This window comes from Tardiphaga sp., assembly GCF_044336785.1.
Classification (GTDB): Bacteria; Pseudomonadota; Alphaproteobacteria; order Rhizobiales; family Xanthobacteraceae; genus Tardiphaga.
In genome coordinates this window covers 1-13,018 of the sequence record NZ_JBIIOT010000063.1, presented here as the reverse complement: position 1 = coordinate 13,018, position 13,018 = coordinate 1, and the positions used below count along the sequence as shown (strand labels likewise).

Genomic DNA, 13,018 nt, shown 5'->3' with positions numbered 1-13,018 from the left:
ATGATCACTCACGAACCTGCTCCGCCAGAACCGTGCGGATGGTGCCGATGGCGGCATCCAGAGAGCCTGCAATCTCGCGATTGGTGCGCTCGAGTTTTCGCGTTTTCACCAGCGAACCATCGAGCTCGTCGGCGAGGCGCGAGCGATCGGCGCCGAGCGCCTGGATCCGCGCTGCCAGCTCATCCTCATCGCGATCGGCCTCGCGACGGCGCTCCACAGCGCTTTCGAGCGCATCCAGCGCCGTCATCAGCCGGCGCGTCGCGGACTCGATCTCCTGCGCCCCGCCATGGGCAGGGTCGGAGGCAGAGAGATGGGCGGGACGTTCGATCATACCGGCGCGAGACACCTTGGCTGGCGGAACCTGATTGGGCGCGCGACGCCAAAAAACACGCCGCGGCAAGGTTTTAAGGCTCGAAATTTAGGCGGACGGCGCTTCGGACGCAACGCCGGCCCAAAACCTATGCACCGTAAAGCGGTCAAAAACCGGGGTTATCCTGCGAACGAGGCGGCACTTCCGGGGATGGCTTGGACTCCCGGAACCGAGGTGCTATCCACCCGTTCTCCAATGCGATGCCGCACATACTGCAATGCCGCACACCCCGCGGCTGCAGACGGTTCACTCCCAAGACGGCTCAGTTTTCAAGATAAACGGAACACAAGATGGCGCAGGTTGATCACTCGAAAATGGCCAATGCTATTCGCGCTCTGGCCATGGATGGCGTGCAAAAGGCCAATTCCGGCCATCCCGGCCTGCCCCTCGGCGCCGCGGACGTCGCCACCGTGCTGTTCACCCAGTTCCTGAAATTCGATGCCGCCGATCCGAAGTGGCCGGACCGCGACCGCTTCATCCTGTCGGCCGGCCATGGCTCGATGCTGCTCTATGCCCTGCTCTATCTCACGGGCAACAAGGAGATGACGCTCGACCAGCTGAAGAATTTCCGCCAGCTGCATTCGGCGACGCCGGGCCACCCCGAGAATTTCCACACATCGGGCGTCGAGACCACGACCGGCCCGCTCGGCCAGGGTGTTGCGACATCCGTCGGCTTCGCGCTCGCCGAGCGCATGCTTGCTGCGGAATATGGCGATATCGTCGATCACCACACTTATGTGCTGTGCTCCGACGGTGACCTGATGGAAGGCGTCAGCCATGAGGCGCTGGCGCTTGCCGGCCATCTCAAGCTGTCCAAGCTGATCTTCCTGTATGACGACAACGGCATCTCCATCGATGGTCCGCTGTCGCTGACGGACAGCGTGGATCAGGTCGCGCGCTTCAAGGCGCATGGCTGGAACGCCGTGCAGATCGATGGTCATGATCCGGCTGCGATCGCCGCTGCCATCAAGGATGCGCAGAAATCGGATCGTCCGTCGCTGATCGCCTGCAAAACCACGATCGGCTTTGGCTCGCCGAAGCGTGCCGGCACCTCGAAGGCGCATGGCGAGCCGCTCGGCGCGGAAGAACTCGCAGCGACGAAGAAGGCCTTGGGCTGGGATTACGGCCCGTTTGAAATCCCGGACGACATCCTCACTGCCTGGCGCGATGTCGGCAAGAAGGGCGCCGCTGCGCATGCCGACTGGCAGAAGCGTTTTGACGCGCAGCCGGCCGACAAGAAGGCTGAGTTCACGCGCCGCAACGACCACAAGCGCCCCGCAGCCATGGCAGACGCGATCCGCCAGCTGAAGAAGAAGCTGGTGGACGAACCGCAGACCGTGGCGACCCGCAAGGCGAGCGAACTCGCGCTGGAAGCGCTGGTGCAGGTGGTACCGGAAATGGTGATCGGCTCGGCGGATCTTACCCCGTCGAACAATACCCGCACCAAGCAGGCGATCGAAGTGAAGACCGGCGACTTCAAGGGCCGCTATATTCACTACGGCATTCGCGAAATGGCCATGGCTGCAGCCATGAACGGCATTGCGCTGCATGGCGGCTTCATCCCGGCCGGCGCGACCTTCATGTGCTTCACCGATTATGCGCGTCCCGCGATGCGTATCTCGGCGCTGGCGCAGATCCCGGTCATCTACATCATGACGCATGACTCGATCGGGCTCGGCGAAGACGGCCCGACCCACCAGCCGGTGGAGCATCTGGCCGCCATGCGCGCGATGCCGAATATGCGCGTCTTCCGCCCGGCCGATACGGTCGAGACCGCGGAGTGCTGGCAGCTGGCCATGGAGAAGACCAATGGTCCGACCATGCTCGCGCTGTCGCGCCAGAATCTCGCGCCGGTGCGCACCACGCATCACGATGACAACCTCTCCGCCAATGGCGGCTATGAGCTTGTCGCCGCCAACGGCAAGGCCGCCGTCTCGATCTTCGCATCGGGTTCGGAAGTCGAGATCGCCGTCGCCGCACAAAAGACGCTGGCCGAGAAGGGCATCGCGACCCGCGTTGTTTCCGTACCATCGCTCGAACTGTTGCTGGAGCAGCCGGACGACAAGCAGAAGGCGATCATCGGCGATGCGCCGGTCAAGATCGCTGTCGAAGCCGCTGTGCGCTTCGGCTGGGATGCCGTGATCGGCCATGACGGTATCTTCATCGGCATGACGGGCTTTGGCTCCAGCGCGCCGGCGAAGGAGCTGTACAAGCTGTTCGGCATCACGCCGGAAGCCGTTGTGGACGCTGCTACCCGCAAGCACAACGCGGCTTAACGCTACCGGGACATTGGTGATGTGACGCATTGCACCAATGTCCCATTCAGGGCATGAAATGCCCGCAAACGGGACTATATGAAGCCCTCACGCAAGGCAGGGCGCAACAAGGAGAAAATGAATGGCGATCCGGGTTTCGATCAACGGTTTTGGCCGCATCGGCCGCAACGTGCTGCGGGCGATCTACGAGTCGGGCCGCACCGACATCGAAGTGGTTGCCATCAACGATCTCGGCCCGGTTGAGACCAATGCTCACCTGCTGCGCTTCGACAGCGTGCATGGCCGCTTCCCCGGTGAAGTGATTGTCGATGGGGACACGATCCAGCTCGGCAAGGGCAACAAGATCAAGGTCACCGCGGTGCGCGATCCGAACACGCTGCCCTGGAAGGACCTCGGCATCGACATCGCGCTCGAATGCACCGGCATCTTCTCGGCCAAGGCGAAGGCCACCGCGCATCTCACCGCAGGCGCCAAGCGCGTGTTGGTTTCAGCTCCGTCGGATGGTGCCGATGCGACCATCGTTTACGGCGTGAACCACAAGACTTTGACCAAGGATCACCTGGTCGTCTCCAACGGCTCCTGCACCACCAACTGCCTGGCGCCGGTCGCCAAGGTGTTGAATGAAACCGTCGGCATCGAAACCGGCTTCATGACCACGATCCATGCCTACACCGGCGACCAGCCGACCCTCGACACCCTGCACAGCGATCTCTATCGCGGCCGTGCAGCAGCGATGTCGATGATCCCGACCTCGACGGGTGCTGCCAAGGCCATCGGCCTGGTGATGCCGGAACTGGCCGGCAAGCTCGACGGCGTGTCGATCCGTGTGCCGACGCCGAATGTCTCGGTGGTCGATCTCAAGATCATCGCCAAGAAGGCGACGACCAAGGAAGAGATCAACGAAGCCATCAAGAAGGCCGCCGCCGGCGAGCTGAAGGGTGTGCTCGGCACCACCGCGCACCCCAACGTGTCGATCGACTTCAACCACGACCCGCATTCATCGACCTTCGCCTTCGACCAGACCAAGGTACAGAACGGCACGCTGGTGCGCGTACTGTCCTGGTATGACAACGAGTGGGGCTTCTCCAACCGCATGGCCGACACGGCCGTCGCGATGGGCAAGCTGCTGTAAGCAAGCAGACCGACTAACTCATGGTTCGAGACGCGCGCCTGTGGGCGCGCTTCTCACCATGAGGGTTCTTCCCCAGAACTCCGCCTCATCCTGAGGAGCCGCGCCCCGGCGCGGCGTCTCGAAGGATGGGAGCCAACCGACCGAGCCAGCCATGACCAATTCTTTCCGCACCCTCGATGATGTCGATGTGAAGGGTAAGCGCGTTCTCGTGCGCGTCGATCTCAATGTCCCCATGGACAGCGGCAAGGTCACCGACGCGACCCGGCTCGAGCGCATTGCGCCGACCATCACCAGCATCTCCGACAAAGGCGGCAAGGTCATCCTGCTCGCGCATTTCGGCCGCCCCAAGGGCCGCGACGAGAAGAACTCGCTGAAGCCGGTCGCTGCCGCGCTGGCCAATGTCCTCAACAAGCAGATCGCCTTCGCCGACGATTGCATCGGTGAGGCTGCCGCGAAAGCTGTGGCCGCAATGAAGGATGGCGACATCCTCTGCCTGGAAAACACCCGCTTCCACGCCGGCGAAGAAAAGAACGATCCGGCTTTCGTGGCCGAACTCGCCAAGCTCGGCGACATCTGGGTCAATGATGCGTTCTCGGCGGCACATCGCGCGCACGCAACCACCGAAGGCCTCGGCCATAAACTGCCGGCCTATGCCGGCCGTACCATGCAGGCCGAGCTTGATGCGCTCGGCAAGGCACTGGATGCGCCGAAGCGTCCGGTGATCGCTGTCGTCGGCGGCGCAAAGGTCTCGACCAAGATCGATCTGCTGGAAAACCTCGTCAGCAAGGTCCAGGCGTTGGTGATCGGCGGCGGCATGGCCAACACCTTCCTGCATGCGCAGGGCATCGGCGTCGGCAAGTCACTGTGCGAGAAGGATCTGGCTCCGACGGCGCTGCGCATTCTGGAGAAGGCCGAAGCCGCTGGTTGCGCGATCATCTTGCCAGTGGATGCGACGGTCGCGTTCAAGTTCGAAGCCAACACGCCGTCGCAAGCCTATGGCCTCGATGCGATCCCGGCAGACGGCATGATCCTCGATGTCGGCCCGCAATCGATCGAGCGCATCCATGCGGCGATCGACGATGCCGCAACGCTGGTGTGGAATGGCCCGGTGGGCGCGTTCGAAATCGCACCGTTCGATCGCGGCACCGTGGTGGCTGCGAAGCATGCCGCCAAGCGGACCAAAGAAGGCAAGCTGATCTCGGTGGCTGGCGGCGGTGACACTGTTGCTGCGCTCAACCATGCAGGCGTGGCGGATGATTTCACCTACATTTCCACAGCTGGCGGCGCCTTCCTCGAATGGATGGAAGGCAAGCCGCTCCCGGGCGTCGAAGTGCTGAAGAAGTAGTTTTTAGCAACTTCAGATTGCCGTTGCAGGCCGATACGTTTATGATATGTTCCTGCAATGGCAACCGAACCGATCAACATCACGACAGATATCCTGATCGCAATCCGAGAGGATATTTCGTTATTTCGCCAGTCGGTCGAGCAGCGTCTTGATCGACTGGAGGAAATAAGCCGCAAGCAGCGCCGTGACGCTGCCGGCATGCTCGTCATGATGCGGGCAACGGCTGGTGATTTCGACGAGAGAGTGACCGAAGTTGAAGAACGTGTCGCTGCACTTGAAGCCCGCGACCATTAGGCGTCTCTTATTTCCGCTTGCTGGAACGGCATACCACTTCGCGCATTAACGCTGGCCGCTCGCGCGACGTCTGGCGTCTTGGATTCGCCTCGGGCTCGCGCTATGAGCGGGGGTATCCCTTTGGCGCGAACCCGTGCCCGTCTCATAAAACCATAACTCAGGAGTTTCCCGCATGGCCCGTATCACGTTGCGTCAACTGCTCGATCATGCGGCGGAAAACGACTACGGCGTACCGGCCTTCAACATCAACAATATGGAGCAGGCGCTGGCCATCATGGAAGCCGCCAACTCCGTTGATGCGCCGGTGATCATCCAGGCGTCCCGCGGCGCGCGCTCCTACGCCAATGACATCATGCTCAAGCACATGATGGACGCCGTCACCGAAATCTATCCGCACATCCCGGTCTGCGTGCATCTCGACCACGGCAACGAGGCCGCCACCTGCATGACCGCGATCCAGGCCGGCTTCACTTCGGTGATGATGGACGGTTCGCTGAAGGCCGACGGCAAGACCCCGGGCGACTGGGATTACAATGTCGGCGTCACCAAGACCGTAACCGACATGGCGCATCTCGGCGGCATCTCGGTGGAAGGCGAACTCGGCGTGCTCGGCTCGCTGGAAACCGGCGAAGGCGAAGCCGAGGACGGCCACGGCGCCGAAGGCAAGCTGTCCCATGACCAGCTGCTGACCAATCCCGATGAAGCCGTGAAATTCGTCAAGGAGACCCAGGTGGACGCGCTGGCGATCGCCATGGGCACCTCGCATGGCGCCTACAAGTTCACCCGCAAGCCGGATGGCGACATCCTCGCCATGAACGTGATCGAGGAAATCCACCGCAAGCTGCCGAACACGCATCTGGTGATGCACGGCTCATCCTCGGTGCCGCAGGATCTGCAGGACATCATCAACAAGTTCGGCGGCCAGATGAAGCCGACCTGGGGCGTGCCGGTGGCCGAGATCCAGCGCGGCATCAAGCATGGCGTGCGCAAGATCAATATCGACACCGACAACCGCATGGCGATGACCGGCCAGATCCGCAAGATCCTGTCCGAGAACCCCAGCGAATTCGATCCGCGCAAATATCTGAAGCCGGCGATGGAAGCGATGACCAAGCTCTGCAAGCAGCGCCTGCAGGAGTTCAACACCGCCGGCCAGGCCAGCAAGGTGAAGCGCGTGCTGACCACCGCCGAGATGGCCAAGCGCTATGCCGCGGGCGAGCTGAACGCGAAGATCGCCTGATTGCACGCATCCCGAACGGATGCACGCATGACTTGCAGACCAGGACGACTTTCGCTATGTTACATGTAACAAAGTGGAGGTCGTCATGGCGACAGGCGCCGAACGTGTCCGCAAGCACCGCGCAAAGATGAAGGCCGCCGGCCTTAAGCCGGTGACCATCTGGGTGCCGGATGTGAATTCGCCTGAATTCAAGGCGCAGATCGCGCGCGAGATTGCAGCGATCAATGCCAGCCCGGATGAGAAACAAATTCTCGAAGAGCTTTCCGGCATCGAGATCGATGGCTGGACATGAAACGGGGCGACCTTGTGACCGTGGTCATGCAGGGAGCTTATGGAAAAGCACGCCCTGCTGTCATCGTTCAGGCGATCTGGGATGAAGGTCTGGATTCCGTAACATTTCTACCGCTAACCAGTAACGTAACGAGCATTGCTCGAACGCTTCGAATCCTGATCGAGCCAAACGCCGACAACGGGCTCGAGGTGAGATCGCAGGTGATGGCCGACAAATGCGCAACCTTGCCAAGATCGAAGATCGGCAAGGTATTCGGGCGCCTCGACGATTCTGATATGGATCGCGTTAACCGCGCCCTCGCCGTTTTCCTCGGATTTGCCTGACATCCGTCGTTATTGTCCGTAAGAAGCAGCCATCTTTCAGGACCGCTCCGATGAACCTCGCCGATCTCAACAAAATCGCCCGCGCCATGGTCGCGCCCGGCAAGGGCCTGCTCGCGGCCGATGAGTCCTCGGGCACCATCAAGAAGCGGTTCGATGCGATCGGCGTGGAATCGACCGAAACGACGCGCCGGGACTATCGCGAGATGCTGTTCCGCTCCCGTGAGGCCATGAGCAACGCCATTTCCGGCGTCATCCTCTATGACGAGACGATCTGGCAGGATGCCAAGGACGGCACGCCGCTGATCCGCCTGATCGAGGAAGCCGGCGCCATTCCCGGCATCAAGGTCGATGAAGGCACGCAGGCGCTGCCGAACTGCCCCGGCGAACTCATCACCGTCGGACTCGACAGGCTGGCCGAACGGCTGCCGAAATATTACGAGCGCGGCGCGCGCTTTGCCAAATGGCGGGCGGTGATCGATATCGGTAGCGGCATCCCGTCGATGGCCGCGATCTCGGTGAATGCCCATGCGCTCGCGCGCTATGCGGCGCTGTGCCAGCAGGCGCAGATCGTGCCGATCGTCGAGCCGGAAGTGCTGATGGATGGCGATCACGATATCGATCGCTGTGTCGAGGTGACGACGCGCGTGCTCAACAAGACCTTTCAGGAATTGCGCATCCAGCGCGTGGCGCTGGAGGGCATGATCCTGAAGCCGAACATGGCGATCTCCGGCAAGACATCGAAGACGCAGGCAAGCGTCGGCGACGTCGCCGAGAAGACCGTCCGCATGTTGAAGAACTGCGTCCCCGCATCGGTGCCGGGGATTGCGTTTCTCTCCGGTGGCCAGTCCGATGAAGAGGCCACCGCACATCTCGATGCGATGAACAAGATCGGCGGCTTGCCCTGGCCGCTCACGTTCTCCTATGGCCGTGCGCTTCAGGCCGCGCCGCAGAAGGCGTGGGCAGGCAAGGCCGAGAACGTGGCCGCCGGACAACACGCTTTCACCCATCGCGCGCGGATGAATTCGCTCGCCGCGTCCGGCACATGGACCGCCGAACAAGAAAAGGCTGCATGATCTTGGCTGCTAAACCTCCAGCGCCCCCCGCCCCGCGGCTTTATCTCGCGACGCCCGTGATCGAGGACCCGGCCGCGCTGGTTGGCACGCTGCCGGCTTTGCTTGGCAAGGCCGATGTCGCCGCCGTGTTGCTGCGCCTGGCGCCTTCGGATCCGCGCAGCCTCACCAGCCACATCAAGGCCATCGCTCAGGTGGCGCAAAATGCAGACGCCGCATTGCTGGTTGAAGGCCATGCCGACCTCGTCGCGCGCGGCGGCGCCGATGGTGCGCATTTGCCCGGCCTCGCGCCCATGCAAGAGGCGCTACCGGCGCTGAAGCCCGACTGGATCGCCGGCTGCGGCGGATTGACGACGCGGCATCACGCGATGTCGGCCGGTGAAGCCGGCGCCGACTATGTGCTGTTCGGCGAGCCGGACACCAAGGGCCAACGCCCTTCCGCAGATGCCATTGCGGAGCGCGTGGAATGGTGGGCTGAATTGTTCGAACCGCCTTGCGTTGCCTATGCGGCCACGCTTGCCGAAGCCGAACAATTTGCTGCCGCCGGTGCAGACTTCGTGCTGGTCGGCGATCTCGTCTGGAACGATCAGCGTGGCGCCGCTACAGCGCTCGCCGAGGTCGAACAAGCGATCAAGCAGGGCCACGCCGCGCTGCTTGCGCGCTTCCAAGCGGCACAGGGCTGAGTTTCGTGAAGACGCTGCGCACATTGCTCGTGACGACCGGCTGCCTGCTCACGACGGCGGCCTTCGCGCAGATGTCGCTGACACCGCCTGCCGCCCAGACACCGCCAAGTCAGAAGGCTGCCCCGAAACAGCCGCCGGCCAAGGCGCCTGCGAAAGCGCCGGACGCCGCGAAGAAAGCCCCCGACAGCGCCAAGAAGGCGCCGCCCACGAAGCAGCCGGAAAAAACCGCCGAAGAGCCCGTCGATCCCCGCGCCGATCTCGTCTACGGCGCCTATCAGCGCGGCCTGTACAAAACCGCCCTCGACCTCGCCACCAAGCGCGCCACGGAAAACAATGATCCGAAGGCGATGACCATGCTCGGCGAGCTCTATTCCAACGGCATCGGCATCAAGCGCAATTATCAGCAGGCTGCTGAATGGTACAAGCGCGCCGCCGATCGCGGCGACCGCGAGGCGATGTTCGCGCTGGCGATGCTGCGCATCTCCGAGCGCACGAATCCGGGCGGCCGCGACGAGGCCGTGAAACTGCTGGCGTCCTCCGCCAAGCTCGGCAATCCCAAGGCCGCCTATAATCTCGCGCTGCTCTATCTCGACGGGCAGACCCTGCCGCAGGACGTCAAGCGCTCGGCCGAGTTGCTGCGACAGGCCGCCGACGCCGGCAATCCGGAAGCGCAATATGCGCTGGCCACCTTCTACAAGGAGGGCACCGGCGTGGAGAAGGACATCAACAAGGCGGTCCGCCTGCTGCAGGCGGCCTCGATGGCCGACAATGTGGATGCCGAGGTGGAATATGCCATCGCGCTCTATAACGGCACGGGAACCTCGAAAAACGAGGCGGCGGCCATCACCCTGCTCCGCAAGGCGGCCCGGCAGAACAGCCCGATCGCGCAGAACCGCCTCGCCCGGGTGCTCGCCTTGCGCACAAATACCGATGACCGGATGGAAGGCCTGCGCTGGCACATCGTGGCCAAGACCGCCGGCAAGGGCGACCTGATGCTGGACGAACTGCTGGCCGGCGCGAGCCCCCAGGAGCGCGCCCAAGCCCAGCAGGCGGCCAATAAATGGCTCGGCTCGACGCTGAAGTGAGTATTTGCGGCCCGTAGGGTGGGCAAAGGAGCGGAGCGACGTGCCCACCACTGCTTTCAGGTTGCGATGGTGGGCGCGCTCCGCTTTGCCCACCCTACAGTCTGAAACGATCCACCCTTGACGCGATGGCCCCCAACGGGCACCCATCGCCCTAGCAACCCCCATTCTGAAGACCTGACGCCAGGTCGTCGCGAGACGAGATCATGATCAATTCGGCCCTTATGAACGTCATGGTGAAGGCCGCGCGCCGCGCCGGCCGCAGCCTCAAGCGTGACCTCGGCGAAATCGAGCATCTGCAGGTGTCCCTGAAGGGCCCCGCCAATTTCGTCTCTCTCGCCGACAAGCGCGCCGAGGAGATGCTCTATACGGACCTCAACAAGGCTCGTCCGGGCTATGGCTTCCTTGGCGAGGAAGGCGGCAGCCGCGAAGGCACGGACAAGAGCCACACCTGGATCGTCGATCCGCTCGACGGCACCACCAACTTCCTGCACGGCATTCCGCAATTCGCGATCTCGATCGGCCTTCTCCGCGAGGACCAGATCATTGCCGGCGTGATCTACAATCCCGGCAATGAAGAACTCTACATGGCCGAGAAGGGCGCCGGCGCGTTTCTCAATGACAGCCGCCTGCGCGTGGCCGGCCGTCAGCAGCTCCATGACTGCGTGATCGCCTGTGGCCTGCCGCATATCGGCCGCGGCGATTTCGAGCTGTCGCGCAACGAAATGGCGGCGCTGCAGCCGAAGGTCGCCGGCCTCCGCCGCTTTGGCGCGGCCTCGCTGGACATGGCCTTCGTCGCCGCCGGTCGTCTCGATGGCTATTGGGAGCGCAACCTGCAGCCCTGGGATGTCGCAGCCGGCATCATCATGATCAAGGAAGCCGGCGGCCTCGTCAGCGATATCGATGGCGGCGACCTGCTGAAGACCGGCGATGTCGTGTGCGGCAACGAAGTCGTGCACAACACGCTGGTGAAGCTGCTGCGGCCTTTGTCGAAGAAGTAAGCAAGGCGTAGGGCGGATGAGGCGTAGCCGTCATCCGCCGCGGAGTTTCCCAATGAACTCGGCCGGCGGATGACGCTTCGCTCATTCGCCCTACGCTCTGAACAAAAAAGCCCGGATGGCTCGCCGCCATCCGGGCTTTTTGTTTGCGGTCTCGTCAGCCGTGCGAAGGGGCCGGCGTCGCAGCGCCTTCGGTATCTTTCGCGTCTTCCTTCGCCTCATCCTTCTTCGGCTTGTCCGGCGAGAACAGGTTCTGCACCCAGACGAAGAAGATCGGCACGAACAGCAGCGCCAGGATAACCACCGCCAGCATGCCACCGGCGACGCCGGTGCCGAGCGCCTGCTGGCTCTTCGAGCCTGCGCCGGACGACACCACCATCGGCAGCACGCCGCAGATGAAGGCCATGCCGGTCATCACGATCGGGCGGAAGCGCAACTGACATGCCTCCATCGTCGCATCGTAAAGCGACTTACCCTGGGCGCGCAGATCCTTGGCGAATTCGATGATCAGGATGGCGTCCTTGGCCGCCAGACCGATGATCGTGATCAGGCCCACCGTGAAATAGACGCCATTGGGCATGTCGCGCAGCGTCGAGGCCAGCACCGCGCCGATGATGCCGAGTGGCACCGTCATCAGCACGGCCACCGGGATCGTCCAGCTCTCGTAAAGCGCCGCGAGGATCAGGAACACCACCAGCGCCGACAGTCCGAGCAGCAACGGCGCCATCGAGCCCGACAGCTTCTCCTGCAGTGACTGGCCCGCCCATTCATAGCCAAAGCCGCGCGGCAGTTTGCCTGCCAGCCGCTCCATCTCGTTGATCGTATCGCCCGACGTGAAGCCGGGCTTGGCCTCGCCGGAGACACGGATCGCCGGGTAGTAGTTGAAGCCGATGATCTGGCTCGGACCGCGCGCCCATTCCACCGTGGCAAAGGACGAGAACGGCACCAGCTGGCCGCGATTGTTCTTCACATTGTAGTTCAGGATATCCGATGCATTCATACGCATGGCTGCATCGGCCTGGACCAGCACACGCTGCATACGCCCGCGGTTCGGGAAGTCGTTGGTGTAGGCCGAACCGAGATTGGTCGAGATCGTGTTGTTGATGTCCTCGAACGTGACGCCGAAAGCGCCGGCCTTTTCGCGGTCGATCGTCAGATTGACGATCGGTGCCTGCGGCAGGCCTTCGATATAGGCGTTCTGGATGACGGAGCCGGCATTGGCTTCGGTGACCAGCTTATTGGCCGCTTCGACCAGCGCCTCAAAGCCCTTCTGGCCGCGATCCTGCAGACGGAAGCTGAAGCCCGCGGAGACGCCGAGATTGTCGACCGGCGGCGGCTGCTGGCCGGAGATTTCGGCATCGCGGATGCTGGCGAGATCCTTGTTGATGTCCTCGACGATCTGCGACGCGGATTCCTTGTCGGATCGCTCCGACCAATCCTTCAGCGAGATAAAGGCCTGGGCGGTATTGAGGCCCTGACCAAGGAAGCTGAAGCCGGTCAGGAACACGACATTGGCGACGCCTTCCTTCTTGGCGAGATATTCCTCGACCTGCTTGATGGCGCCTTCGGTACGGGCATAGGACGAATCCGACGGCGTCTGCACGTCGGTGGTGATGAAGCCCTGGTCGTCGATGGGCAGGAAGCCGCCGGGCATACGCACGAAGGCCCAGCCGAGGCCAATGAGCAGCGCGACATAGACCAGCATCAGGCGACCGGTGCGCTTCAGCGACCAGGCCACCGTGCCGGTATAGCGATCGCGCACATTGTCGAGGCCGCGATTGAACCAGCCGAACAGGCCGGAATGCGAATGGCCGTGGCCCTTCTCGATCGGCTTCAGCAGCGTCGCGCACAATGCCGGCGTCAGCGACAGCGCCAGCAACGCCGAGAAGGCGATGGCGGCGATCATCGTAACG

Annotated in this window: 13 protein-coding genes; 11 read left to right on the top strand and 2 right to left on the bottom strand. The window is 62.9% G+C overall.

The window, feature by feature from the left end; all coding sequences use genetic code 11:
* Positions 1 to 4: 4 nt before the first annotated feature.
* Positions 5 to 331, bottom strand: a complete 327-nt coding sequence (locus ACIQ2A_RS17550; protein WP_398481532.1) for a DUF4164 domain-containing protein — start codon at positions 329 to 331, stop codon at positions 5 to 7.
* Between the two features lie 329 nt (positions 332 to 660).
* Between ACIQ2A_RS17550 and tkt the strand changes: the two genes are divergently transcribed.
* The 11 genes from tkt to ACIQ2A_RS17495 all read left to right on the top strand — a co-directional run bounded on the left by tkt (position 661) and on the right by ACIQ2A_RS17495 (position 11,108).
* Positions 661 to 2,646 (top strand): transketolase, encoded by a 1,986-nt coding sequence (gene tkt / locus ACIQ2A_RS17545; RefSeq protein ID WP_398481530.1) that lies wholly within the window; start codon positions 661 to 663, stop codon positions 2,644 to 2,646.
* A gap of 121 nt (positions 2,647 to 2,767) precedes the next feature.
* Positions 2,768 to 3,778 (top strand): type I glyceraldehyde-3-phosphate dehydrogenase, encoded by a 1,011-nt coding sequence (gene gap / locus ACIQ2A_RS17540; protein WP_398481527.1) that lies wholly within the window; start codon positions 2,768 to 2,770, stop codon positions 3,776 to 3,778.
* A 151-nt stretch (positions 3,779 to 3,929) separates the two neighbouring features.
* On the top strand, positions 3,930 to 5,123 hold the full coding sequence (locus ACIQ2A_RS17535; RefSeq protein ID WP_398481525.1) for a phosphoglycerate kinase: 1,194 nt from the start codon (positions 3,930 to 3,932) through the stop codon (positions 5,121 to 5,123).
* Between the two features lie 57 nt (positions 5,124 to 5,180).
* Positions 5,181 to 5,417 (top strand): hypothetical protein, encoded by a 237-nt coding sequence (locus ACIQ2A_RS17530; protein ID WP_398481523.1) that lies wholly within the window; start codon positions 5,181 to 5,183, stop codon positions 5,415 to 5,417.
* Positions 5,418 to 5,589: 172 nt separating this feature from the next.
* Complete coding sequence (gene fba / locus ACIQ2A_RS17525; protein ID WP_398481520.1) at positions 5,590 to 6,657, top strand: class II fructose-bisphosphate aldolase; 1,068 nt, start codon at positions 5,590 to 5,592, stop codon at positions 6,655 to 6,657.
* 85 nt (positions 6,658 to 6,742) lie between these two features.
* Positions 6,743 to 6,949, top strand: a complete 207-nt coding sequence (locus ACIQ2A_RS17520; protein ID WP_398481518.1) for an antitoxin MazE family protein — start codon at positions 6,743 to 6,745, stop codon at positions 6,947 to 6,949.
* Positions 6,946 to 7,272, top strand: coding sequence for a type II toxin-antitoxin system PemK/MazF family toxin (locus ACIQ2A_RS17515; protein WP_398481516.1), 327 nt, complete (start codon positions 6,946 to 6,948; stop codon positions 7,270 to 7,272). Before ACIQ2A_RS17520 ends, ACIQ2A_RS17515 begins: the two co-directional genes overlap by 4 nt.
* Before the next feature lie 50 nt (positions 7,273 to 7,322).
* Positions 7,323 to 8,345, top strand: a complete 1,023-nt coding sequence (locus ACIQ2A_RS17510) for a class I fructose-bisphosphate aldolase (RefSeq protein ID WP_398481514.1) — start codon at positions 7,323 to 7,325, stop codon at positions 8,343 to 8,345.
* A gap of 2 nt (positions 8,346 to 8,347) precedes the next feature.
* Positions 8,348 to 9,025 carry a thiamine phosphate synthase gene (locus ACIQ2A_RS17505; RefSeq protein WP_398481568.1) on the top strand — a complete coding sequence of 226 codons (678 nt, stop codon included), beginning with the start codon at positions 8,348 to 8,350 and terminating at the stop codon, positions 9,023 to 9,025.
* Positions 9,026 to 9,030: 5 nt separating this feature from the next.
* The gene (locus ACIQ2A_RS17500; protein ID WP_398481512.1) at positions 9,031 to 10,110 is read left to right on the top strand and encodes a tetratricopeptide repeat protein; all 1,080 of its coding nucleotides are present in this window, start codon (positions 9,031 to 9,033) and stop codon (positions 10,108 to 10,110) included.
* A gap of 203 nt (positions 10,111 to 10,313) precedes the next feature.
* Complete coding sequence (locus tag ACIQ2A_RS17495) at positions 10,314 to 11,108, top strand: inositol monophosphatase family protein (protein ID WP_398481510.1); 795 nt, start codon at positions 10,314 to 10,316, stop codon at positions 11,106 to 11,108.
* 154 nt (positions 11,109 to 11,262) lie between these two features.
* Here the strand turns inward: ACIQ2A_RS17495 and ACIQ2A_RS17490 are convergent.
* On the bottom strand, positions 11,263 to 13,018 hold a 1,756-nt coding region (locus ACIQ2A_RS17490; protein WP_398481508.1), incomplete at its 5' end, for an efflux RND transporter permease subunit.

What these genes read in the sequence shown, in the direction of transcription:
- ACIQ2A_RS17550 (WP_398481532.1), bottom strand. Translation starts at nt 331, where the DNA reads ATGATCGAACGTCCCGCCCATCTCTCTGCCTCCGACCCTGCCCATGGC.
- tkt (WP_398481530.1), top strand. Translation starts at nt 661, where the DNA reads ATGGCGCAGGTTGATCACTCGAAAATGGCCAATGCTATTCGCGCTCTG.
- gap (WP_398481527.1), top strand. Translation starts at nt 2,768, where the DNA reads ATGGCGATCCGGGTTTCGATCAACGGTTTTGGCCGCATCGGCCGCAAC.
- ACIQ2A_RS17535 (WP_398481525.1), top strand. Translation starts at nt 3,930, where the DNA reads ATGACCAATTCTTTCCGCACCCTCGATGATGTCGATGTGAAGGGTAAG.
- ACIQ2A_RS17530 (WP_398481523.1), top strand. Translation starts at nt 5,181, where the DNA reads ATGGCAACCGAACCGATCAACATCACGACAGATATCCTGATCGCAATC.
- fba (WP_398481520.1), top strand. Translation starts at nt 5,590, where the DNA reads ATGGCCCGTATCACGTTGCGTCAACTGCTCGATCATGCGGCGGAAAAC.
- ACIQ2A_RS17520 (WP_398481518.1), top strand. Translation starts at nt 6,743, where the DNA reads ATGGCGACAGGCGCCGAACGTGTCCGCAAGCACCGCGCAAAGATGAAG.
- ACIQ2A_RS17515 (WP_398481516.1), top strand. Translation starts at nt 6,946, where the DNA reads ATGAAACGGGGCGACCTTGTGACCGTGGTCATGCAGGGAGCTTATGGA.
- ACIQ2A_RS17510 (WP_398481514.1), top strand. Translation starts at nt 7,323, where the DNA reads ATGAACCTCGCCGATCTCAACAAAATCGCCCGCGCCATGGTCGCGCCC.
- ACIQ2A_RS17495 (WP_398481510.1), top strand. Translation starts at nt 10,314, where the DNA reads ATGATCAATTCGGCCCTTATGAACGTCATGGTGAAGGCCGCGCGCCGC.